Annotated in this window: 17 protein-coding genes and 1 riboswitch; of the genes, 10 read left to right on the forward strand and 7 right to left on the reverse strand. The window is 50.7% G+C overall.

What is annotated here, in order from left to right:
• Positions 1-79: 79 nt before the first annotated feature.
• The 8 genes from IC230_RS26580 to IC230_RS26615 all read left to right on the forward strand — a co-directional run bounded on the left by IC230_RS26580 (position 80) and on the right by IC230_RS26615 (position 15578).
• Positions 80-3421 carry a SusC/RagA family TonB-linked outer membrane protein gene (locus IC230_RS26580; RefSeq protein WP_223860862.1) on the forward strand — a complete coding sequence of 1114 codons (3342 nt, stop codon included), beginning with the start codon at positions 80-82 and terminating at the stop codon, positions 3419-3421.
• 96 nt (positions 3422-3517) lie between these two features.
• Positions 3518-4966 (forward strand): SusD/RagB family nutrient-binding outer membrane lipoprotein, encoded by a 1449-nt coding sequence (locus IC230_RS26585; protein WP_191042098.1) that lies wholly within the window; start codon positions 3518-3520, stop codon positions 4964-4966.
• A gap of 306 nt (positions 4967-5272) precedes the next feature.
• A complete protein-coding gene (locus IC230_RS26590; RefSeq protein ID WP_191042099.1) occupies positions 5273-7477 on the forward strand; it encodes a penicillin acylase family protein in 2205 nt (734 codons plus the stop codon).
• Between the two features lie 139 nt (positions 7478-7616).
• Entirely contained in the window at positions 7617-9260 is a 1644-nt protein-coding gene (locus IC230_RS26595; protein WP_191042100.1) for a TldD/PmbA family protein, read from the forward strand.
• A gap of 110 nt (positions 9261-9370) precedes the next feature.
• Complete coding sequence (locus IC230_RS26600) at positions 9371-10687, forward strand: TldD/PmbA family protein (RefSeq protein ID WP_191042101.1); 1317 nt, start codon at positions 9371-9373, stop codon at positions 10685-10687.
• Between the two features lie 41 nt (positions 10688-10728).
• Complete coding sequence (locus IC230_RS26605; RefSeq protein ID WP_191042102.1) at positions 10729-11817, forward strand: alpha/beta hydrolase family protein; 1089 nt, start codon at positions 10729-10731, stop codon at positions 11815-11817.
• 101 nt (positions 11818-11918) lie between these two features.
• Complete coding sequence (locus IC230_RS26610; protein WP_191042103.1) at positions 11919-14297, forward strand: penicillin acylase family protein; 2379 nt, start codon at positions 11919-11921, stop codon at positions 14295-14297.
• A gap of 60 nt (positions 14298-14357) precedes the next feature.
• Positions 14358-15578: a serine hydrolase domain-containing protein gene (locus IC230_RS26615; protein ID WP_191042104.1), complete on the forward strand. Its 1221-nt coding sequence runs from the start codon at positions 14358-14360 to the stop codon at positions 15576-15578.
• A gap of 39 nt (positions 15579-15617) precedes the next feature.
• Here IC230_RS26615 and IC230_RS26620 read toward each other — a convergent pair whose 3' ends face one another.
• Positions 15618-16229: an RNA polymerase sigma factor gene (locus IC230_RS26620; protein WP_191042105.1), complete on the reverse strand. Its 612-nt coding sequence runs from the start codon at positions 16227-16229 to the stop codon at positions 15618-15620.
• A 333-nt stretch (positions 16230-16562) separates the two neighbouring features.
• Here IC230_RS26620 and IC230_RS26625 point away from each other — a divergent pair, with 333 nt between their 5' ends.
• Complete coding sequence (locus IC230_RS26625) at positions 16563-17021, forward strand: hypothetical protein (protein WP_223860863.1); 459 nt, start codon at positions 16563-16565, stop codon at positions 17019-17021.
• Here the strand turns inward: IC230_RS26625 and IC230_RS26630 are convergent.
• The 6 genes from IC230_RS26630 to metE form a co-directional block, all read right to left on the reverse strand.
• The gene (locus IC230_RS26630; protein ID WP_191042106.1) at positions 17013-17939 is read right to left on the reverse strand and encodes an NAD(P)/FAD-dependent oxidoreductase; all 927 of its coding nucleotides are present in this window, start codon (positions 17937-17939) and stop codon (positions 17013-17015) included. The two genes, IC230_RS26625 and IC230_RS26630, sit on opposite strands and share 9 nt — an antisense overlap.
• A 176-nt stretch (positions 17940-18115) precedes the next feature.
• Positions 18116-19384, reverse strand: coding sequence for a GTP-binding protein (locus IC230_RS26635; protein WP_191042107.1), 1269 nt, complete (start codon positions 19382-19384; stop codon positions 18116-18118).
• A 72-nt stretch (positions 19385-19456) separates the two neighbouring features.
• Positions 19457-19768 carry a hypothetical protein gene (locus IC230_RS26640; RefSeq protein ID WP_191042108.1) on the reverse strand — a complete coding sequence of 104 codons (312 nt, stop codon included), beginning with the start codon at positions 19766-19768 and terminating at the stop codon, positions 19457-19459.
• Between the two features lie 26 nt (positions 19769-19794).
• A complete protein-coding gene (locus tag IC230_RS26645) occupies positions 19795-20196 on the reverse strand; it encodes an acyl-CoA thioesterase (protein WP_191042109.1) in 402 nt (133 codons plus the stop codon).
• A complete protein-coding gene (locus IC230_RS26650; RefSeq protein WP_223860864.1) occupies positions 20186-20434 on the reverse strand; it encodes a cysteine-rich CWC family protein in 249 nt (82 codons plus the stop codon). Before IC230_RS26650 ends, IC230_RS26645 begins: the two co-directional genes overlap by 11 nt.
• A 116-nt stretch (positions 20435-20550) precedes the next feature.
• On the reverse strand, positions 20551-22893 hold the full coding sequence (gene metE / locus IC230_RS26655) for a 5-methyltetrahydropteroyltriglutamate--homocysteine S-methyltransferase (protein ID WP_191042110.1): 2343 nt from the start codon (positions 22891-22893) through the stop codon (positions 20551-20553).
• A gap of 163 nt (positions 22894-23056) precedes the next feature.
• A riboswitch (cobalamin riboswitch) is annotated at positions 23057-23260 on the reverse strand.
• 133 nt (positions 23261-23393) lie between these two features.
• Between metE and IC230_RS26660 the strand changes: the two genes are divergently transcribed.
• Positions 23394-23723 (forward strand): DUF6660 family protein, encoded by a 330-nt coding sequence (locus IC230_RS26660; RefSeq protein WP_191042111.1) that lies wholly within the window; start codon positions 23394-23396, stop codon positions 23721-23723.
• Positions 23724-23741 lie beyond the last annotated feature (18 nt).

Raw genomic sequence — 23741 nt, forward strand, 5'->3', positions numbered from 1 at the left:
ATCAGGCCTAGCACTTCTTTTACAAACGAGTACCCGCGTAGCGTTTGCCGATAAACAACCGACTAACTGATTGAAAGCAATGAGATTACCATTACAAAACAGAATACGGGTCTTAGGCTATTTAGTGGTTTCCGCTGCGACGGTAACGACTGCCAATGCCCAGAACCGGCTCCCGGAAAAAGGAGATGGTGTTCATTTCGCCAAAAATGAGAAACGTACAGCATCCAGCCAGGATGTATCCTCCGTAACGACCAACGTACCGACTGCCATACTCATCAAAGGGAAGGTGACGGCGCAGGAAGATCGACTGGCGCTGCCGGGCGTTAACGTCACCATAAAAGGAACAACGACTGGCACTTCAACAAACGCTGAAGGCAATTACACCCTGAACGTACCGTCCGGAGAAAGTACGCTGATTTTCTCGTTTCTGGGCTACGTCTCGCAGGAAATTCAGGTCGGTACGCAGACGAACATTAACGTAACACTGGTTGCCGACTCCAAACAGCTTAACGAAGTGGTGGTTACGGCGCTGGGCTTCAAAGAGGAAAAAGACCGGCTGGGTTCTACGTTAGCCACCGTTAAACCCGAAGATATCAAACGCTCCGGCGAAACGGGCGTTATCAACGGACTAGCGGGTAAAGCAGCGGGCGTCCTGATTTCCCGATCAACGGGCGATCCGGGGGCGGGTTCGTATATCCAGATTCGTGGACAGAACACCATTACGGGTTCCAACCAGCCACTGATCATTATTGACGGGGTTCCGATGAGCAACAGCACCTCGGGGGATTCACGGGGGGGCGTAGCGCAGCAATCCCGCCTGAACGACATCAACCCGGAGGATATTGCCAGCATGCAGATTCTGAAAGGGGCTTCGGCCGCTGGTTTATGGGGATCACGCGCGGCTAACGGCGTTATTGTGATCACGACGAAGCGGGGAAATGCGGACAATAAACTGAATGTCAGCTTTAGCTCAACCGCTTCCTTTGATAAAGTCAACGTATTGCACCCACTACAGGAAGCCTACGGACAGGGATCGTTAGGGGTTTATAACCCAACCACGCAATATTCCTGGGGCGACAAGATTGCCAATCGTTCGGGAGCCGACGATGCGGTGAACATGAACGGTGCCCGCTTCGAGTCGTATCAGGGGAAAACATTCTACCCGATCCTTACGAAAAATTCGAAAGAGACATACAACGAAGCGCGTCGGGATGCCATTTTCCGAACCGGTACGTATTACGACAACAACATCAGCCTGAGCGGAGGCAACGATAAAGGCAACTTTTACCTAAGCCTGGGCAATCTGAGCCAGCAGGGAATTTTTTCGGGGCTGAGCGATTACAAGCGGAATTCCGTCCGTTTCAATTCCAGCCGTCAATTCAATGATATTGTCCGGGCGTCGGCCAATGCGAACTACATCCGAACCACATCCAACCGGATTCAGAAAGGGGATAATACCAGCGCGTTGTATCTGGGAATGCTACGTTCCGCACCCGATTTCGACAGCCGGTACTGGAAAGGAAGTTATTTCTCATCGCCAACAGCTGCTGCCATTCGGAACCGGCAACGATCGTACCGGAATTATCTGGGCGCTTCGGCTAACCCGAGCTACAATGATCCTCTCTGGACGATCAATGAGCTGACCAACTTTTCCGAAGTCGATCGGCTGATCATGAACTCCGAATTAGTGGTTACGCCGAAAGACTGGCTTAGTATCACGGCCCGGGGTGGCATCGACATGTTCAGCGATCGTCGGGTAACCAATAACCCCGTATCGTCGGTGGAAAACTCGGGAGCCGGTAACTACGACCAACGAACTATTTCGGAGAAGGAAATGAATCTGGACGTGATTGGCCGGGCCAGCAAGGATTTTGGCGAAAACTTCACCAGTACGTTAATTGTCGGTTTCAACGTCAATGACCGTCGGTACAATCTGTTGGGCGGCACGATGAACAACTTCATTCTGGAAGAAGCCCCACCGAACTTTGCCAACTCCATTGCCGCCAATAACCTTCCGTTCAATACGGAAACGCATCGCCGAACGGCCCGTTTGTACTCGACGGTAAATCTGGGATTCTATAACCAACTGTATGTCAACGGATCACTAGCCAGTGAATCGGGCTCTACGTTCGGCAGCGCATCAAAATCGACGTTCTACTACCCATCAGCGGACGTAGCGTGGCAGTTCAGCCAGTTGCCAGTGTTCCGGGGTACCCCGCTGTCATTCGGCAAGTTGCGGGCTTCATTCGGTATTGTGGGTATCCAGCCCGAACCGTATCGGAACACCACCCCATACATAGCGGCCTCTTTCAGTAGCTGGGCCACGACACTGACGGGTTCGGGTTACGGGGGTGCTTACGTCGAAAGCGCTACCCAGGGCGATCCAAACCTCCTTCCCGAGCGGAAAACGGAGTGGGAAGTGGGTGCTGATTTTCGCTTTTTCAAGAACAAGCTGACCGTAGGTTATACGTATTACCAGAACCAGATTCGGGACTTACTGCTTCAGGTTTCATCGGCGGGTTCGACCGGATACAGCCAGAAATATACGAATGCGGGTATCATGGAGAACAAAGGGATGGAGCTGGAATTCAACCTGAACGTACTCCAGAAAAATGACTTCAACTGGAATGTGTTTGCCAACTGGAGCAAGAACCGCAACAGGGTAACCAATCTGGGCGGCACCGAAATCATTACGTTTACGGGCGGTGCGCTGAGCACGGTTGCGCACGTAGGTGATGCATTGTCGTCTTTCTACGGAGGAACCTACCAACGAAATGACGATGGGTCGATGAACCTGACCCCAACAGGCTTCCCTAAATTAAGCACGACGCTGGGCATCGTGGGCGATCCAAACCCCGATTGGCGAGGTGGTTTTGGTACGAACCTCTCTTACAAAAAACTGTCGCTGAACCTCTTGTTTGAAACCTTCCAGGGTGGTGATTTCTATGAAGGTACACGGGGTGTGCTGGTCAATTTCGGTACGTATGCCGACGTAGGCAACGAAGTAACGCTGGCGCAGGATACGTATAACTATGCCGGGACGCTGTTCAAATCGGGAACAACGTTACGGGGTAACATAGCCAATTACGGTGGTGGGCCTGTTTTACTGGACCAATCGTTTTATACCTCACTTGGTGGGCACTCAGGCCAGTTGGTTGAGCAATTCGTGCGGGATGGCAGCTGGACGCGAATTCGTGAGATCACGCTGGGTTATCAGCTCAACTCTCCGGGTTTCCGCAAAAAAACGAAGCTGGAATCCGTCAGTTTCGGCGTAACGGCCCGGAATCCAGTACTCTGGACCAAAGTTGTGGGTATCGATCCCGAAACCAACGTATCAGGTGTTGGCAACGCTCGGGGCGTGGACTATTTCAACAATCCAAGTACCAAATCGCTGGTCTTCAGCCTGAAAATCAATTATTAACGGAGGAGAGGGAGGAAGGGGAGGAAAGGCTTACTACCTTCTCCATTTCATCCCCTTCTTCCCTCTCCTCCTTCCTCCCAAATTATCAAAGGAACTATGAAACTTCGCTATAAAACCATTTTTGCTGCCCTGATTGGCCTGGCTTCGTTCTCATGCGAGTCGATTGTGGCCGACATGAACCAGGATTTAAATAACCCAACGGATGCTTCGGCCGAGTATGTTTTTGCGGGTACGCAGATTGCCCATATTGCCGCTCAGGAAGGCATGGCTAGCCGATTAACGACCGTCTGGACGGGATACGGCTTCGGTGCCTTCCAGCAATTCGGTACGTGGGGACAATATCAAATTACAGCCGCCAATTTCGACGACGACTGGAACCTGTTCTATACGGGTGTCAATAAAAATGCCGTACGGACGATCGAGAAAGCGAATCAATTGGGCAACCGTGTCATGACCGGAATCACCAAAATCATTCAGGCCCAGAACATTGGCACAGTTACGGAGCTTTGGGGAGACGCCCCGTTTACCGAAGCAGCCAACTCCGCTACATATGCTAACCCCCGTTTCGAAACGCAGGCCGAACTGATCCCCAAGCTCATCGCGCAATTGAACGATGGGATTGCAGACCTGGAATCGGGTATCGGAACCGTGGGCACCCGCGACATTTTCTTTAGTGGCGATGTCACGAAATGGAAACAGGTTGCCAATACGTTAAAAGCCCGGCTGTATCTCGATTTAAAGCAATATAACGAGGCTTATACGGCGGCCCAGGCGGGCGTGAGCACGTATGCCAACTCGATGTACGCGACACACGGCACCACCGCTAGTGTGAACGAAAATCAGACGTATAGCTTTCTGACCAACATCCGGGCAGGCAGTATCACAGCCGAAGGCGCTTACAATGCCGAACTGCTCAACCCGGCCAAAACCGCTACGTATCGGGGAAACGCCAAAACGAATGAGACCGCCCGGTTCAAATTTTACTACCTCGAAAACGGCGTCAATGCGGTGGGTGTCATCGAACCGAATACATTGACCACCACAGCCACTCGCGGGTTTTTCGCCCGGGATGCCAGTTTCCCGCTCGTTACGTATCAGGAGAACATACTGACGCTGGCCGAAATGGCGCTCCGTTCGGGAAAAGGTTTCGATGTGGCTCTCGGGCATTTAAATACGTACCGCAGTTTTCTGAACGGTGGCGGGTATCTGCATTCAACCTATAAAGTGGCTGGTACGTACAAATACGACCCCTACGTAGCGGCTGATTTTGCCGCGGGTGGTATCGAGAACAAAGATGGCATTACGGCTAACAATGCGTTGTTACGGGAAATTCTGGAAGAACGCTACGTGACGTTCTACGGTCAGCATCTGGGCTGGGATGATGAGCGTCGCACCCGCGCCGAAGGCTTAGGTGTTAAGCTCAAACCTAATAACGGCAGTCAGTTGCCTGGCCGATTCATCTACTCGCAGAATGAAATCAACTCCAATCCAAACAGTCCTCGCTCCGTTCCAAGCCTGTTCGAAACGATCACTATTTACAAATAGCTGAGGGCATATGGGTTGGTGTGACCCCGCTGGGACGGTCGACCGGGGTCACACAGCGATAATCTAAACTAGTTATGCTTAAACAATTAGGCAGAAGCTTGTGGAAAGGTAGATGTTTTAATATTCGTGGTGTCAGGTTTTTCAACCTGACACGCGAGGTTTCTCAAAACCGAACGCCGGGCTTTCGAGATTCACGAGGTTTTAAGAAACCTCGCTACGTCGGGTTGAAGAACCCGACGCCACAGAAAGTATTGGTAATGTTAGACGGTCGGCCGCCACAGAACGGAAAAATAGTACCTCAACTCTATGAGAAAATTCAGCATTCATATTATTTCCCTGATAATCAGCTTTTCAGCTTTTAATGGTTATGCACAAACGACATTTTCTCAACAGGAAATCAGTGCGTTACAAAAGCAGGCTAAAGGCATTGAAATTGTAAAAGATACTTACGGCGTTCCGCACATATACGCAAAAACTGACGCCGACGCGGTGTTTGGCCTCATGTACGTGCAATGCGAAGAATTTTTCGACAAAGTAGAAACTTCATTGATTAGTCGCCTGGGTCGAACGTCCGAAATTGAAGGAGAAGCCTCACTTTACAAAGACCTCTGGACGCGCATGTTCATCGACTCGGCGCAGGCGGTGCAGTTGTACAAAAAAACGCCGGACTGGTTGAAAAAGCTCTGCGATGGTTACGCGGCCGGGATTAATTATTACCTGATCACTCATCCCGAAGTTAAGCCCAAACTGCTGACGCGGGCTGAACCCTGGATGATCCTGATGAACAACGTACCGGCCATGGGTGGAAGCAACGTTGGCGAAGCGGATTTTAAAGCGTTCTACGGGAAAGAGGTAGCTCAGGCGGCTACCAATAGCCGGAGTTTTACGGCCGAACCACCCAAAAACGACGGTTCCAACGGCTTTGCCCTGGCTCCTTCCCGAACGCAGAGTAAAAAAGCGATGCTCTTCATCAACCCTCACGCTGAATACTACGGGCGACTGGAAATTCAAATGGTTAGTGAGGAAGGACTTAATTCCTACGGGGCGCCTTTTCTGGGTCAGTTCAACATCTTCCAGGGCTTTAATGAGTTCTGTGGCTGGATGCACCCCGTTTCGCTTTCCGATGCGAAGGATTTATATGCCGAAGCCGTCGAACGAAAAAAAGGAAAGCTGATGTACCGCTACAACGGCACCTGGAAACCCGTCGATAGCACGACACACACGTTACGTTACAAGAAAGGCGATACGTGGTTGACCAAGCCCTTTGTTACGTATCGCACCCATCACGGGCCGGTGGTCTACGCGACGGCTACCCGGTGGATTGCCCTGAAAACCTTCGAACCCAACATCGAATTGCTGGCTATGAACTGGCTGAAGATGAAGGCGCGCAATCTGAAGGAATTTACAACCGCGATCAATGCCCGCGCCATGGTCGGCAGCAATATCGTCTATGCCGACAAAGCCGGTAACATCGCCTATTGGCACGGCAACTTCGTTCCGAAGAAAAACCAACTGCTGGACTGGAGACGCCCCGTTGACGGCACGACGTCGGCAACGGAATGGCAGGGAACGCACGAGTTGAAAGACATTCCGCAGTACCTAAATCCGACCAGCGGCTGGCTCCAGAACTGTAACTCAACGCCTTTATACGCAACGGGTGTGCTCGATACGGTGATGCTGAAATTACCAACGTACATGCTGCCCGATGGTCACACGCCCCGCGCCGTTCATGCCGTGCGCGTACTGACGCCCCTGAAAAACGCAACGATGGATGATGTAATTATGGCGTCGTATGATACGTATCTGCCCAGCGGGGAGCGGTTTATTCCCAGTCTGATTGCGGCTTATAACACCGTAACGAATGACTCGCTGAAGACCAAACTGGCGCAGCCCATCGAAACGCTAAAAAACTGGAATTTCAAGACCGATACGAACTCTGTAGCCACTACGCTAACGGTACACTGGCTGGAAAAAATCATTCAGATGGACATGGCCCGGCTGGCTAAACCCGCTACGACCGAAGAGCAATATTCACTGACCAACGGAGCCGCGCTCACCACGGAATTTCTGTCACCGACGGAGCAAGTAACAGCGCTGGCTCAGGCGGTAGCCGAACTGGAAAAGGAATTTGGAACCTGGCAGGTAACCTGGGGACAGGCGAACCGATTTCAGCGGACGACGGATAAAGAACCCAGTGATGACAAACTGAGTTGGGGTGTACCCGCTACGCCCGGTTTTATGGGGTCGCTGAATGCGTATGTGAGTAAAAAATCACCCAAAACCCATAAGCGGTATGGTATTACTGGCAATACGTTCGTCGCTGCGGTTGAGTTTGGGGATAAGCTTCGCGCCAAAACTATTCTAACAGGTGGGGCCAGCTCGGACCCGAATTCACCGCATTATATCGATCAGGTAAATGGCTATATCAACGGTCAGTACAAGGAGATTTATTTCTACAAAGACGACGTATACAAACACGCTGAAAAAATCTATCATCCTGGTGATAAATAAATGATTGATTATAAAGTGTGTTTTTGTCATCCCGACAAAGGAGGGATCTTCGGTAGCAGGTAAATTTAGGTCAGCTACCGAAGATCCCTCCTTTGTCGGGATGACAAAAAAATCAACTTCCTAACAACCCGTTACATCTATGAAAAGGCGTGAGTTTGTAAAATTATCCGGTTTGGGCATGAGTGCTAGTCTGTTGCCTACTGGATTGATGGCGGGGCGCCAAATTTCGGTGGAGGATTTAATGAATCCGGGGATGGACGTAGCAGGCAAGAAACGGCTGGCCGACATAGCGCTGAATGCAGCCAAGAGCAAAGGTGCTACGTATGCTGACGTACGGATTGCCCGGTATCTGCGTCAGTACTTGTTTACCCGCGAAAAAAAGGTACAAAACCTCGTCAATTCTGAATCGTACGGCATCGGTATCCGCGTGATCGCCAATGGCACCTGGGGATTTGCAGCCACGAATGAAATGACCCCGGAAAGCATTGCCCGGTGCGCCGAAGAAGCCGTCGACATGGCCAAAGCCAATGCAGAGATTCAGTTGGAACCCGTGGTGTTAGCTCCGCAGAAAGGTGTGGGTGAACAGACCTGGAAAACACCGATCCAGAAAAATGCCTTCGAGATTCCGGTCAAGGAGAAGATCGACCTGCTTATGGACGTGAATGGGGCGGCCCTGAAAAATGGCGCGTCGTTCGTTACGTCCAACATCTTTTTCGTCAATGAGCAGAAGTATTTTGCCTCGACCGACGGCTCGTATATTGATCAGGACATCCACCGAATGTGGCCTACGTTTACCGTTTCGGCCATTAGCAAGCAAACGGGTCGTTTTAAATCCCGCGATGCGCTGAGTGCGCCTATTGGTATGGGGTATGAGTACTTGTCGGACAATCCTGCCGAAAAAATCGTGATTCCCAACGGGCCTACGGTGTACCGGTATGCCTATAATATGATCGAGGACGCCACCGCAGCGGCTTTGCAGGCGAAGGAAAAGCTCACCGCCAAATCGGTACCAGCGGGGAAATACGACATGATCCTGGACCCCTCCAACCTGGGCCTAACGATTCACGAATCCGTTGGACACCCGCTTGAACTCGATCGGGTGCTTGGTTACGAAGCTAATCTGGCCGGAACGAGCTTCGCTACGTTAGAAAAGCTGCAATCGAAGAGTTTTCAGTACGGTAGTAAAATCGTCAATCTGAGAGCGGACAAAGTCCAGCCGAACACGATGGGGCGGGTTGGCTACGATGATGAAGGCGTTCCCGGCAAGCAGTGGGATCTGGTGAAAAACGGGATTCTGGTCAACTTCCAGGCCACCCGCGATCAGGTGCATTATCTGGGCGAGAACGAATCACAGGGGTGCAGTTTCGCGGAGAGCTGGGATAGCGTACAGTTTCAGCGGATGCCGAACGTATCGCTGCAACCCGGACCGGATAAATACAGCATCCACAACATGATCAAGGATACTGAAAAGGGTATTTATATTCTGGGACGCGGTTCGTCATCCATTGATCAGCAACGGTATAATTTTCAGTTCAGCGGACAGCTTTTCTACGAAATCAAAGACGGTGCCATTGTGGGCATGCTCGACGACGTAGCGTACCAGTCCAACACGCAGGAGTTCTGGAATTCATGCGCCCGTATCTGCGACAAAGACGATTATCGCTTATTCGGTACGTTCTTCGACGGAAAAGGCCAGCCGGGTCAGGCCAGCGCGGTCTCCCACGGCTGCCCCACAACACGATTCAACGGCGTGAACGTAATCAATACCGGACGGAAAATTTAGTTTAGGGTGTCGGACGATCGGCCGCAGCCGTTCTCAAACCCGACGCGATTATTGCCGATTCAAATGGGTCGGGTTTAAGAACCCGACACCACAACTACGATAAAAAACTTATGGCCATCCTAACCCAGGAAGAAGCAAAAAAAATCATCGATAAGGTTTTGAGTTACTCCAAAGCCGACGAGATGAAAGTAGAATTAACCGGTGGGCGATCCGGCAATATTCGCTTTGCCCGTAACTCGGTCTCTACCGCCGGTACGTCCAATAACCTGTCGTTATCCGTAACGGTCGTGTTGGGCAAGAAAATTGGTACGTCCGACATCAACGAATTTGACGATGCTTCGCTGGAGAAGGCTGTTCGTCGGGCCGAGGAAATGGCCCGGCTGGCCCCCGAAAATCCGGAGTACGTTCCGATGCCGGGACCGCAAACCTACGCGAAGACCAACGCGTTCGTTGAGACAACGGCCAACATGAAAGCCCCGGATCGGGCCAAACTCGCGGGAGCCAGCATCAAATCCGTTATGGCCAGTCAGTTGAGTGGGGCTGGTTTTCTGGAAGATTCCGCCAATTTCAACGCAATTGGCAACAGCAAAGGGCTATTCGGCTATCACAAAAACACGGCTGTTAATTTTTCCCTGACCATCCGTACACCCGATGGAACGGGGTCGGGCTATTCGGCGGGTGATGTCAACGACGTCAGTAAGCTGAATACAGCCTCGCTAACCGACGTAGCGATTCAGAAAGCCAAAGCGTCGCAAAAGCCTGCGGCCCTGGAACCGGGGAAATATACCGTCATTCTGGAACCGCTGGCCGCTGGCGAATTAGTGCAATTCATGGTTCGGGCCATGGAAGCCCGTACGGCTGATGAAGGCCGGAGTTTCCTAAGCAAAAAAGGGGGTGGCACCCGGCTGGGCGAAAAGCTCCTGGACGAACGCGTTACCATTTACTCCGACCCGATGGATGCGCAGATTCCCAGTTCGCCTTTTTCGTCGGAAGGTTATCCCCAGGAAAAAGTAATGTGGTTCGACAAAGGCGTAGTTAAAAACCTGTCATACTCAGCCTATTGGGCAAAGCAGAAAGGTGTGAAACCGCTGCCCGAACCATCGGGATTTGTGATGATGGGAGGCACACAATCCTTAGCCGAACTCATCAAAGGAACGGAAAAAGGTATTCTGGTCACTCGCTTCTGGTACACCCGCTGGCTGGACCCGCAAACGTTGCTCTACACGGGACTAACCCGCGACGGTACGTTCTTCATCGACAACGGCCAGATCAAACACCCCGTGAAAAATTTTCGATTCAACGAAAGTCCGGTCATCATGCTCAATAACCTGGAAGCACTGGGTACACCGGTTCGTACAAGAGGCAACCTGGTTCCCCCCATGCGTATTCGCGACTTTACGTTCAGCAGCCTTTCTGATGCGGTTTAACCCGTTCGCTTTATAGTAACTACTCTTTCTTTCCCCTACCAATGAAAAAAATTACCGGACTGTTCCTATCACTACTAACCGGAACACTGCTTTACGGCCAGACAAGGGCACAAACGTCGGAGACAAATCAGGTCGCGGCTTTGCAACGGCAACTGGCGGGCATGCAGCACCAATTTGATGCACTCGATAAATCCATTGACGATCTTACCTGGTCGCAACGTCTGGGCGACGCTACGTTGGTCGACAAAGTGATTATCACCGGCCCACCACCCGCCGTTATCAAAAACCCGACCGGTCAGGGTGCCAAAAATCCGGTGCGTTTTTCGGCCTATGTATTTATTCCATCCCGTATCGACCCGTCCAAAAAATATCCGTTACTGGTTCTGCCGCATGGTGGAGTACACAGCAATTTCAATACGGCTTATGCACACATCATCAAAGAGTTAACGGCCCAGGAATACGTAGTGATTGCGCCCGATTATCGGGGTAGCACGGGTTACGGCCAGGGATTTTATCAGCTCATTGATTACGGCGGACTTGAAGTTGAGGATACCAAAAGCTGCCGGGATTACATGCTGGAGAATTACGATTTCATCGATAAGAAACGCGTCGGCATTCTGGGCTGGAGTCACGGCGGGATGATTACGTTGCTTAACCTGTTCAACCATCCATCCGACTATGCTGTTGGCTACGCGGGCGTACCAGTGAGCGACCTCATTGCCCGGATGGGTTACAAGAGCCAGAGTTATCGAGATGCTTATTCCGCGGACTATCACCTGGGTAAATCAGCCGATCAGAATGTCGAAGAATACCGGAAACGCTCGCCAGCCTGGAACGCCGAAAAACTGCAAACGCCCTTGCTGGTTCATACCAATACAAATGATGAGGATGTAAACGTATTGGAGGTCGAACATTTGATTAAGGCGCTGAAAGCTGAAGGTAAAAAGTTCGAGTACGAGATTTACAAAGAAGCACCGGGAGGTCACACGTTCAACCGGATTGACTCCTACGGCGCGAAAGAAAGTCGGATGAAGATCTACAATTTCCTGGCGCAATACCTTAAGCCCAATAAGAAATTTAAAGACGTAAAAGAGCTTATCGAAGTAAGCTATTTCCCAAAATCGAAATAAATTTTATTACCACAGAGGCACGGAGACCACAGAGTTTTTCAGGACTATTTGTCTCTGTGGTCTCCGTGCCTCTGTGATTAATCAATTCCTAAATGTTCCTCATGTCCTGTTCGCGCATACTCCTGGCCTTACTCGTCTTCACTACACTAACCGCATCGGCCCAGACGCTCAAAATGCCGGGTCTACAGCAGCCCGTCGAAATCATTCGGGATCAGTGGGGCGTTTCGCACATTTATGCCAAAAACGAACATGATCTGTTCTTTGCGCAGGGCTACGTAGCGGCCACCGACCGGATGTTCCAGTTGGAATTATGGCGACGACAGGCGACGGGAACCGTAGCGGAATGGCTCGGACCATCTGAAATCAAGCGGGACGTTGGTACGCGTCTCTTCAGGTTTCGCCAAAATCTGGATCAGGAATTTGCGCATTATCACCCGCGGGGCAAACTGATCATTACGGCCTATACTGCAGGCATCAATGCCCGAATAGCCGAAGTACGAAAAGATACGACCAAGCTTCCCTTTGAACTCAAGTTATTAAAATCGCTACCGGATTTCTGGACGCCCGACGTAGTGATTAGTCGACACCAGGGACTGATCGCCAACCTGACGAGCGAGTTAAGCTACGGTCGGCAGGTGCATCTGATGGGCGAAGACAAAACCCGCGAACTCAACTGGTTTCACCCAACGCGTAATCCTGACAAGGAGCCGAAACTGACGCTGGAAAAAGGCGTAGACGGAAACGCTCTTTTTCAGAATATTCTGGATGTTTATAATACGTTTCGGGCGCCCATCCGCTTCAAAAAAGAAGGCGATAAACTTGGGCAGGCTTTCGATTTCATGAAGTGGTACGAAACAGAAAAGGAATATACTGGCTCGAATAACTGGACGCTGAGTGGTGAAAAATCGGAAAGTCATTTTCCCATGCTAGCCAACGACCCCCACCGCACGCAATCAACGCCTTCGCTACGGTATTGGATACATCTGAATGCACCCGGCTGGAACGTAGTGGGCGCTGGTGAACCTACCCTACCCGGCGTTTCTATCGGTCATAATGACTACGGCGCCTGGGGCATTACCATCTCACGAGCCGACTGCGAGGATTTGTACGTGTATGACACGAACCCCAGCAACCCAAACCAGTATCAGTACAAGGGTCAGTGGGTTGCCATGAAGGTGATGAGTGACACGATTCCGGTCAAAGGACAGCAACCGCACATGGCTACGTTGAAATTCACCCGTCATGGCCCTGTTGTGTTCGAAGATACGAAAGCACATAAAGCCTACGCCGTACGGGCCGGTTGGATGGATATTGGCTGTGCGCCATATTTGGCCAGTCTGCGCATGAACCAGTCGAAAAACTGGGATGAGTTTCGGGATGCCTGCTCGTACTCGCGGCTCCCTTCGCTCAACATGATTTGGGCGGATAAAAGCGGCCACATCGGCTGGCAAATTTCGGGTCTCTCCCCTATCCGCCCGAATTGGTCGGGGTTAGTTCCCGTACCGGGCGATGGTCGCTTTGAATGGGCGGGCTATCTGCCGATCAAGCAACTGCCGCATGTAAGCGATCCGGCGAAAGGATTTGTGGCCACGGCGAATAGTAACCTGACGTCTCCCAATTTTCAACCCCGTAACGCGATGGCCTGGGAATGGTCGACGCCCTACCGTACGAACCGGCTGGAAGAAGTGCTGGGCTCCGGCAAACGGTTTAACCTGAGCGACTTTGCCCAATTGCAAACGGATCTGCTTTCCATACCGGCCCGTACGCTGGTGCCGCTCCTGGCTTACGCGCCTATGCAAGATGAGGACGTAAAAAAAGCTGCCGACATGCTTCGAAACTGGGATTTTCGATTAGCCCCCGAATCGGTGCAAGCCGCCATTTACATAGAGTGGGAAGATAAACTGAGTGATTACGTCTACGCAAAACTAGTTCCGAAGGATGCCCAGACGCATTTCCGTACGCTATCGACAAAAGTGCTGATTGATAACGTCCTGACACCTTCGCCAATCGTCTTTGGTGCCAAGGCGCTGGAAACCCGGAACCAGGTTGTTGCTTCCTGCCTGAAGGATGCGCTGGACGTATTGACCAAGCGATTAGGCAAGGACATGAGCAAGTGGACGTATGGGCAAGCGACAAACAAACACATCACCATTACACATGCGTTCAGCGATCTGGTTAGTCCAGACATGCAGAAGAAGATCAACATCGGTCCCGTTCCACGCGGTGGTAACGCTGAAACGGTCAATAACTCCGGCAATACGCTGAATCAGACGCACGGCCCATCGTTCCGAATTCTGGTCGATACCGAAAACTGGGATAAAACGCTGGGTGTGAACAGCCCGGGGCAATCCGAAAACCCCGACGATCCACATTACCGGGACTTGTTTGATTTATGGAACCGGGGAGAATATTTTCCGGTCTATTTCTCGAAAGAAAAAATCAAAAGTGTCGCGGATAAAACATTGACATTAATCCCCTAGCGTAGCGGTAGCGCGGATCTTCAGTCCGCGTAGCCGAGCCGTCAGGCTAAGTTGTAGCTCATGTTTTTTAGCCTGACGGCTACGCGGACTGAAGATCCGCGCTACCTAAAAACCATACGAATGGTAACCCTATATCGATTTTTTTTCGGAAACGCATTAAGTATACTACTGGTAATTAGCTTCTTTTCGAAACTTCAAGCGCAAACAGTTGACGATAGTTACGTTAAAAATTATCTGCAACACGTAGCGAATGAAAGTAGTGCGCCCGGCGTTTCGGCAGCCGTATCGATAAAAGGAAAGACGGTTTTTTCGGGCGGAGTCGGATACGCTGATCTGGACAATCGAGTGCCGCAGACTGGCGAAACGGTTCATTGCATTGGCTCGGTTTCTAAAGCTGTTGCTGTGATCGCGATTATGCAGCTGGAAGAAAAGGGCTTGCTTAGCCTGACGGATGAGATTCAGAAATACCTGCCTTACATGCCCAAAAAGCAAAAGCCAATCACGATCAATCATATCCTTACACATACCTCCGGCATCCGGCATTACGCCAAACAGGATAACGATAACTACGGCATTAAGCGAATGCGGCATTATGATACGTTCGAAGAAGCTACCACGATTTTCCGGGACGATCCGCTGCTGTTTGAGCCGGGGACGTATTATTCGTACTCGTCGTATTCCAGCAATTTAATGCACGGCATTGTGGAGAAAGTATCGGGTATGCCGTTCGAAGAATACATGAAAAAGAACGTATGGCAACCCGCGGGCATGTTGAGTACCTGCTTTGATATTCCTTCCCGAATTATCACGAATCGCGGCAAAGGTTACGTAAAAGATGAAGCCGGCAATCTCATCAATGCGCCGTACGAAGATGTCAGCTATAAATACGCTGGCGGTGGTATTCTTTCCACGCCGGAGGACATGCTCAAGTTGGCTATCGCTCTGAACAAAGGGATTCTATTAAAACCGGCTACGCTGGAGAAACTATACAAACCTCAGTTCGATCGAAATAAAAAAGCCTTTAAACCTGATGCGAGCCAGCAAAAAGAACCGTCCTGGCAGGGATTGATCTGGTGGAGTGGTAAAGATCGTCAGGGCCGTACCTGGTATGGACATAGCGGTACGGTAAAAGGCACGCGATCCTTCCTGATGAATTTTCCGGCCGAACAACTCGTCGTAGCCATTCAGGCGAATATTGGCAGTATAAAAATTGATGAATACGCGCTCGAACTGGCCGAGCTATTTTTAGCTGAAACCGTTACGTTACCAGCTAAACAGTAGGCAGTACGTGGGCGTTATTATACCCGCCTTGCCAGAATTTCAGATAACTTCCAGCAACATATTGCCGGACTGAGCGACTAGTTCGATAAAGATACTGAAGGCAATTCCCATATCTTTTTCGACGGCAAACTTGATCACTTTCATCGACCTGACCATGTGTTTCTTGATCGCACTACTCGATACGCCCAAAATCTGCGCAGCTTCTTCGTAGCTTTTTTCCTGCTGTCGGCATAGCTTAAACACGGCCCGGCTTTGGGGTGGTAACGTATCAAGAACAGCCTGGAGAAACTGCTGATACTCCTTGACCAACAGTACGTCTTCCGTGTCATTTTTGGACACAGAATAGCTTTTTAAGACCTCCCCTTTAATGCGATCTTCAACGGCCGCGCGTTTCAGGCAATTGAACGTATGATTTTTGGTGATGGTAAACAGATACGATTTAAACGAATTGATTTCCTGAATGACCGAGCGCTCTTCCCATAGTTTCATGAAGACTTCCTGACAAATGTCGTTCGATAGCTCGGCGGACTTGATAAACTTGTAAATGAACCGGTAGATGCTGGGGCGGTAAAAATCGTGGAGCTTATTGAACGCTTTTTCATCGCCAATGGCGACCTGGTTAAGCAACATATTTTCGTTTGCAAAAGTCATTTCATACAATGAGTTTGGTTATCAGAGGGAGTGATAATGCAGGCTTGCCAGATACGCAGAACTCATTCGTCAAATCGCAATCGATTGATTTATAAAAACTCCTGCGATTATCCTACTATCTTACAATACCATAAAATATAATTCTGCATAATTATCAAATGTAAAAATTTTGTATCTCACTACCCTACATAGTAAAAATTAAATTTCAGAATTGCATCTCTGGTAGCTGTTTCTGTATTTTCAGGAGATTTCTGGAAAGAATGATGTTTTTAGAGCGGCTATACTTGCAACAAGGTTGCACAATGTGCATATTTGTCGTTAAGACTTCTGCTTATGCGCTACGTAATCACTTTCAGTATAGTGATGTGCCTGATTGGCTGTTCCGGTCAATCGGATGCTGACAAAGCCCTGCTTGACGAAGCGGGCCGTTATCACATGGAAGCTATTGACATCCAGGAACAGGTAGAGCCGGTCATTGATCGGATTGACTCCGTGCGGACGTTGCTCGCAAAAAAAACGTCGCCCGAAGCGAAAGCAGCGGGGCAATCGCTCGACAGCCTGAAAACGGCGTTTGAGGAGTGGGAAGAAAACCTGGTCGAAGTACCCGGTTTGAAACATGACCATCATGAGCATGGCGAGGGCAAACACCATCATCACCACCATCATAACAACGACACCAAGGATATGCCCGCCGATCAGCTACGTGACCTTCAGCAGGCATTCCTGGCGAATATCAGGCAGATTCAGCAGCAAACGCAGCAGGCCATGGAACGAGCCAACCGTTTACTGTAATGCGCGTTGAAATTCCTCTTCGATTAATTCTTTGTTGATGAAAACGGCTGTCCGTAAGCCATTCGTACCCGCCACCATGACCTGACGCATCATCGTGTGCGTATCGCCAGCCGCAAACACGCCCGACACGCTGGTTCGTCCCCAGTCATCAACCTGCACAAAACCCACGTCATCGTGCAGACAGCCTAACTGCTGAGCAATCGGCGATGCCTGACTGGATAAAGGACGGGCAAACAAAGCATCCAGTGGGTAATGAGTCTGGTCATCCAGCAACACGCTGGTCAATTGCCCATTCTGGTGCGTGATGGCCATAATCGGCGTCTCAACAAGCCTCACCTGATGACGGAACAAAGCGGCTTTCTGCTCGGTCGATAACGTAGCAGGCCCATTGGTAAACAGAGTGAGATTCGGGCTCCAGTGCTGGATCAGTTTCGCAAACTCGAACCCCTCATCGCCATTGCCCAGTACGCCCAACGCCTGACCATGCACCTCGTAGCCATGGCAATACGGACAGTGCAGCACTGAAATGCCCCAGCATTCCCTTATCCCCGGAATGGGCGGAAGCTCATCGTTTAACCCCGTCGCCAGTAGCAAACGGCTAGCCGAATACGTAGCGCCCGTGTCCGTCGTCACCTCAAAAACGGTATCCTGCTGCGCAGCCGTGGAGACAGTAGCCTTTATCAATTGTACCGTCGGATAAGCCAGTGCCTGCTGGCGGGCGATAGCGCTCAGTTCAGCGGGTGTTGCGCCATCGCGCGTCAGAAAACTATGCGAATGCGGAGTTTGCCGATTGGCGGGTTTGCCATTGTCCAGCACCAGCACCCGACGTAGTGATCGGCCCAGGACTAAGGCCGCACTTAAACCGGCGTAACTACCGCCAATAATAATGACGTCGTATGTTGATGCATATGTCTCCATGGCCTAAATCAGGTTTGATACGTTTATTCGGTACATTAGTCCGATGACCAACTGGGTCCTGGCTCGCCGAGACAGGCCATTTGGCCGGAGGGGAGTGCTTGACCACGAAGAAAGTACCCAACCATCGAATGGCCTTTAGTCACTCACCCTCCTGCAACAAAATTTTTACTTTCCCTTTATTCCCAAACCGGAAAAGGATCGTTGAAGCGCCCGCCCGTTTCCAGGTGTTTTAGTTCGGCTTCAGTACAAAGACAGGCCTGTAATTCGTTCGTGATTTGGACCGGATTCAAGTCCTGCCCGATAATGACCAGCTCATTTTGCCGATCGCCAAACCGCTTATGCCAGCGCGCTTCAATAGCCTTTTGATTTTGCACAAACGATACGTAGCGAACTCGCTGGCTGAACGGCATGGATGCCCACCAGATACCCGCCGATTCAGCCCGCAGGCTACCGCCCGCCTGACTGAAGTTGAGTGCATCGCTGGGTCGGGACGCTAGCCAGAACAGGCCCTTGCTACGGAGTACACCTGCCGGAAAGTTCTCGCTCAGGTAGCGCCAGAAACGTACCGGGTGGAACGGGCGACGGTCGCGGAAAACAAACGATGAGATGCCGTATTCTTCTGTTTCGGGCGTATGACCTTTCCCCTGTTTATGATTTTGTAATTCCTGAATCCAGCCTGCCGACTGCGAGGCTTCGTCGAAATTAAATCGGCCCGTGTTCAGAATTTCAGCCGGATCGATTTTACCAAACTGACTTTCAATCAGCTTTGCCTTCGGGTTCAGTTTGCGCAGGATAGCTTTCAGCTCACCAATGGACGCGTTGAAAAGCATATCCGTTTTGTTGAGGATAATCACGTCGGCAAACTCAATCTGATCGGTCAACAGATTGACGATGGTTCGCGTATCGCTGCTATCCTGGTTAAGTTCACGGTCACGTATCGTATCGACGCTACCAAAATCGCGGGCGAAGTTAAAGGCATCAACCACCGTGACGAGCGTATCAAGACGGGCGAAACGGGAAAGGTCAATTTTCTTTTCGTCATCAACCGAAGCGTCGGAGCGAAATGAAAACGTCTGGGCAACCGGCAAAGGCTCTGAAATGCCCGACGATTCAATCAGTAAGTAATCGAATCGACCTTCCTGCGCCAGTTTTTCCACCTCAACCATCAGATCTTCCCGTAGCGTACAGCAAATGCAGCCGTTGGACATTTCCACTAGTTTTTCTTCCGTACGCGAAAGCGCTCCCTCCTGCCGAACAAGTTCAGCATCTACGTTCACCTCACTCATGTCGTTGACAATCACGGCTACTTTTAAGCCCTGTTTGTTGTGAAGTACATGATTGAGCAAAGTGGTTTTGCCAGCTCCCAGAAAACCACTCAACACCGTAACGGGCAAACGCGGAGCGGATGATGCACGAGAATTTACTACGTTCGTTTGACTTACCATACGGCAAATCTAACGATATTTTTCTTTTTGCAACAATGTTGCAAAAAGAAAAATATAAATTCACGTCAACACCTACGAACAGCTTGTGTCTACTTCATTAATCAGTTGCTGGATGGCAAGTTGCAGGTCCGACGGTACTGATTCAGCAGAATAGTGTAGTGTTTCCTTAATTAGCCGCCATTGATCTGAACTCAGCAGAATCAGTTCGGTCGAGAAATCGACGGTTGGCTGATTAGCGTCGCTGCGGGTAATGAGTAAACGCTGCTTTATGGCTTCCGCCAACTGATGGCATAACTCACTTCGGACGTATTGATCTAACGTATAGGCTGGGATTCGCCCTTCGGTATCGGCTTTTTTTAACGTAGTGATTGCTTTATAATTCATTGGTTTGGCTTACGGGAAGCGATTCGTTACAGAATGCGAATCGGTTTTTTATCTTCATCCAGCGCCACGAACGTAAACGATCCGTGAATCGCCTGGTGCCGCTCCATGGAATACATTTCCTCCACGTAAATCTCGACGGCAATCCGAATGCTGGTATTTCCCACGTGTTCCACCCGTCCAACCAGTTCGATAATCGTTCCAGCCGGAATCGACTTGGTGAAATTGATTTTATCGGACGAAACGGTCACCATGCGTTTCCGGGAGAACCGGGTAGCTGTGATAAAAGCGACCTCGTCCATCAGTTGCAGGGCCGTACCACCAAAGAGCGTATCGTAGTGATTCGTTGTATTCGGGAAAACAGCTTTAAAAATTCGGGTTTCCGCAGCGGCTATTCGAGCGGTTATTTCGGGGGTTTCGTCAATGGCCATGCAGTAATTTTGTTAATCTGTTCTGATGCGTCTGCTGGTTGTATTCCGTTCGGAGTGCCAGTAAACAGTCGGCACACAGACAGCCCTGATACTGCGAACTGACGTAGTGCTGTTGCGCGTCCGACAGCTGAACACGCTGGCATTGGCATAAGTTGATGCTGCCAACCCGACATTCAAAAGAACGCTGGCAACGTGGGCAGGCCGTGTGTTCGTGTTTACCAATACAATCAGAGTTCATCTTTTCTAATGTGTTTTTTAACCGCAAAGGACGCAGAGGTCATTCGCAAAGATCGCAGTTGTATAAAGCTTTGTGTTCTTTGCGAATGACCTTTGCGCTCTCTGCGGTTAACACGTTTATACCGACTCAGTGACTAGTTCGCGGGCTGTTTGGGCGGCCTGCACCATGTTTTTCAGGGCTTCGGTGGTTTCCGGCCAGCGACGTGTTTTCAGGCCACAATCGGGGTTCACCCATAAATTCCGGGCAGGCAGTACGTTGGTGGCTTTCTGAAGCAGGTCAACCATCTCCTGAACCGTCGGTACGCGCGGGCTGTGAATGTCATAAACGCCCGGTCCGATTTCGTTCGGATACGCAAAACGGGCAAACGCATCCAGCAATTCCATCTGCGAGCGCGATGTTTCAATCGTAATCACATCAGCGTCCAGATCGGCAATGGCACCGATAATGTCGTTGAACTCCGCGTAACACATGTGCGTATGAATCTGGGTATGATCCTGTACACCCGAAGCGGCCACCCGGAACGCCATAACGGCCCAGTTCAGATAGGTATCCCAGTTCTCCCGACGGAGCGGCAAGCCTTCCCGTAGCGCCGGTTCATCGATCTGGATCACGCCAATACCGGCGTTTTCCAGGTCAACCACTTCGTCGTGAATCGCCAGCGCAATTTGCAGACACGTATCCCGACGGGGCTGATCATCACGTACAAACGACCATTGCAGAATCGTAACGGGTCCGGTAAGCATGCCTTTCACGGGCTTGCTGGTCAGCGACTGCGCATATTGCGCCCAACGTACCGTCATCGGTTCGGGCCGGTGAACGTCGCCGTAAATAATCGGCGGTTTCACACACCGCGAACCGTAACTCTGCACCCAGCCGTTTTCACTGAACCCAAAGCCGTCCAGCAGTTCGCCGAAATACTCGACCATGTCGTTTCGTTCGAACTCACCGTGTACCAATACGTCCAGCCCGATTTCTTCCTGCCAGCGAATGGCCTGCTCGGTTTCCTGTTGGATGAACGCGTCATATTCCTCTACCGATTTCTCACCTTTCTTAAATTTAGATCGGTTTGCCCGTACGGCTTCCGTCTGCGGAAACGAACCAATCGTCGTGGTCGGAAATAGCGGTAAGTGCAGGCGTTCATGTTGTAAAGCCTGCCGCTGCGTGAATGCGCCAGTACGTTGCGCATCTTCTTCGGTCAACTGCTTTAACCGAGTTTGTACAGCCGGACGATTGATAATCGGCGATTGACGACGAGCCGTGTGAGCCGCCTGATTGGCCGTCAACGTAGCATTCGCTTCAGCATTATCCGGCTCACGAATGAGGGTTGCCAACGTAGCAATCTCGTCCAGTTTTTGCCGGGCAAAGGCGAGCCACTGTTTGATTTCTGGAGTCAGTCCCTCTTCATTCGTTTCAGAATCCAGATCGCAGGGAACGTGCACAAGGGAGCAGGAGGGCGCAATCAGTACGCGCTCCTGCCCGATTGCGTCAATCGCCCGTTGAATTGTTGCCTGCGATTTCGCCAGATCGTTAATCCAGATGTTACGTCCATCCACAACGCCCAGCGACAACCGCGTTTGTTTATTGACAAAATCCGGTTGCAGAATATCATCCAGTTGGCTTGGGCAACGTACCAGATCAAGGTGCAACGCATCGACGGGCAGTTGAATCGCCAGGTTTAGATTGTCACCGTAACATTCAAAGTAGGAAGCCAGCAACAGCTTGAGTTTCGGAAATTTAGCACGTAGCTGACCGTATGTTTTCGCGAAAGCTGCGCGCTGTTCATCCGTCAAATCCAGCGATAACGTCGGTTCATCGAATTGAATCCAGTCGGCACCCTGATTTTCCAGTTGCGTCAGTATTTGTTCATAAACGGGTAGGAGCCGGTCCAGCAGATCCAGGCGATCGAAGCCGGTTTTCTTCTCCTTACCAAGCAGTAAGTACGACACAGGGCCAAGCAATACGGGTTTCGCTACGGTATCCAGTGTTTGCTTTGCTTCCTCAAACTCCTCGAAAATTTTCTCAGAAAGCAGCGTAAACGACTGATCAGCGGTAAACTCCGGTACGATGTAATGATAATTGGTATCGAACCACTTTGTCATTTCCATCGCCTTCAGGTCCAGACCATTCTGCTGATATCCCCGCGCCATCGCGAAGTACAGTGTCAGCAAATCAGCGTTCGGTCGATCGGCATCCAGCTGGTCACGTAGCGGTTGAAACCGGTTAGGGATCGCGCCGACGGTCAGGGACATGTCCAGCACCTGGTCGTAGAACGAAAAGTCGTTGCAGGGAATCAGTTCGATGCCTGCCTGTTGTTGGGTCAGCCAGTTGCTTTGTCGAATTTGCCGACCAGCTTCCTGTACTTGCTGACGCGTGATTTTACCGGCCCAGAATTGTTCACAGGCCCATTTGAGTTCGCGGTGGCTACCGATTCGTGGATAGCCGAGATTGTGTGCGATCATGCTGTTAAAAATAGATAAGATGATTGATCGCGTTCGATGCCGAACTCCATACGCCAATCCCATTACCAGTACTTAATCAACACGACACACCGCTCCCAGCTCCGGATAGAAAGCAGGAAAGAGAGAAGAGGTCAATCTTGATGAAGCCCAATAGCGTGTAGGCGCAATCAGCAAAGCTAAGGCAAGTCTCCTGGCTTGTGACGGTATCTGCCGTCCTTCTCATTCTGCCGAAGCAAAACAATGGACATCGAGGGCAAACCCTTTTCTAAACGGTCACTGACAGTAGCAACGTCTGCTCGTGAATTTCACACGATTCCTTTTTAATCTCCTGAAACCTCTCAGGAAAACCATAGCCTGTTTGACGGAAAACAAAGAACGTTGCGACAAACTAACTGGATTGAACCGGCAAAAACAAGGAATAAACGGTGAATACCGGTAACATCCTCATAATCCTTGGTTTTTGACTACCGGTTGCATTCGTCCAAACTTTACTTTTGGGTATGAAGTGGACGGTCTACCTCTTTTCGTTCTGGCTATTGCTCCTGACAGGCTTGCCCTGCCCGGACGCCGAATGCCACGCACACGAGAACGTAGCCACCAGCTCGTCATCGTCTCACTCCGCTGATGATGACCACGAGCATGGGCACAAAGCCCCTTGCAGTCCTTTTTGTCACTGTGCCACCTGCGTTGGCTTCTCAATTCCCCGGCTGTTTCACTACGTTGTTTCTTCTGAAATTACGTCTCGCATTCCGTCTGAGCAGCTCTTTACGTACCAGTCTCCCAGCCATGCCGACGTAGCTCAGTCTATCTGGCAACCGCCTAAAGTATAATCGTTTTTCGTGGATTTT

Origin of the sequence: Spirosoma validum (genome assembly GCF_014699035.1) — a bacterium.
GTDB lineage: Bacteria > Bacteroidota > Bacteroidia > Cytophagales > Spirosomataceae > Spirosoma > Spirosoma validum.

Coding starts and splice junctions, on each gene's coding strand:
- IC230_RS26605 (WP_191042102.1), top strand. CDS start 10,729: ATGAAAAAAATTACCGGACTGTTCCTATCACTACTAACCGGAACACTG.
- IC230_RS26640 (WP_191042108.1), bottom strand. CDS start 19,768: ATGAATTATAAAGCAATCACTACGTTAAAAAAAGCCGATACCGAAGGG.
- IC230_RS26635 (WP_191042107.1), bottom strand. CDS start 19,384: ATGGTAAGTCAAACGAACGTAGTAAATTCTCGTGCATCATCCGCTCCG.
- IC230_RS26615 (WP_191042104.1), top strand. CDS start 14,358: ATGTTTTTTAGCCTGACGGCTACGCGGACTGAAGATCCGCGCTACCTA.
- IC230_RS26590 (WP_191042099.1), top strand. CDS start 5,273: ATGAGAAAATTCAGCATTCATATTATTTCCCTGATAATCAGCTTTTCA.
- IC230_RS26595 (WP_191042100.1), top strand. CDS start 7,617: ATGAAAAGGCGTGAGTTTGTAAAATTATCCGGTTTGGGCATGAGTGCT.
- IC230_RS26600 (WP_191042101.1), top strand. CDS start 9,371: ATGGCCATCCTAACCCAGGAAGAAGCAAAAAAAATCATCGATAAGGTT.
- IC230_RS26630 (WP_191042106.1), bottom strand. CDS start 17,939: ATGGAGACATATGCATCAACATACGACGTCATTATTATTGGCGGTAGT.
- IC230_RS26585 (WP_191042098.1), top strand. CDS start 3,518: ATGAAACTTCGCTATAAAACCATTTTTGCTGCCCTGATTGGCCTGGCT.
- IC230_RS26625 (WP_223860863.1), top strand. CDS start 16,563: ATGCGCTACGTAATCACTTTCAGTATAGTGATGTGCCTGATTGGCTGT.
- IC230_RS26610 (WP_191042103.1), top strand. CDS start 11,919: ATGTCCTGTTCGCGCATACTCCTGGCCTTACTCGTCTTCACTACACTA.
- metE (WP_191042110.1), bottom strand. CDS start 22,893: ATGATCGCACACAATCTCGGCTATCCACGAATCGGTAGCCACCGCGAA.
- IC230_RS26650 (WP_223860864.1), bottom strand. CDS start 20,434: ATGAACTCTGATTGTATTGGTAAACACGAACACACGGCCTGCCCACGT.
- IC230_RS26620 (WP_191042105.1), bottom strand. CDS start 16,229: ATGACTTTTGCAAACGAAAATATGTTGCTTAACCAGGTCGCCATTGGC.
- IC230_RS26645 (WP_191042109.1), bottom strand. CDS start 20,196: ATGGCCATTGACGAAACCCCCGAAATAACCGCTCGAATAGCCGCTGCG.
- IC230_RS26580 (WP_223860862.1), top strand. CDS start 80: ATGAGATTACCATTACAAAACAGAATACGGGTCTTAGGCTATTTAGTG.
- IC230_RS26660 (WP_191042111.1), top strand. CDS start 23,394: ATGAAGTGGACGGTCTACCTCTTTTCGTTCTGGCTATTGCTCCTGACA.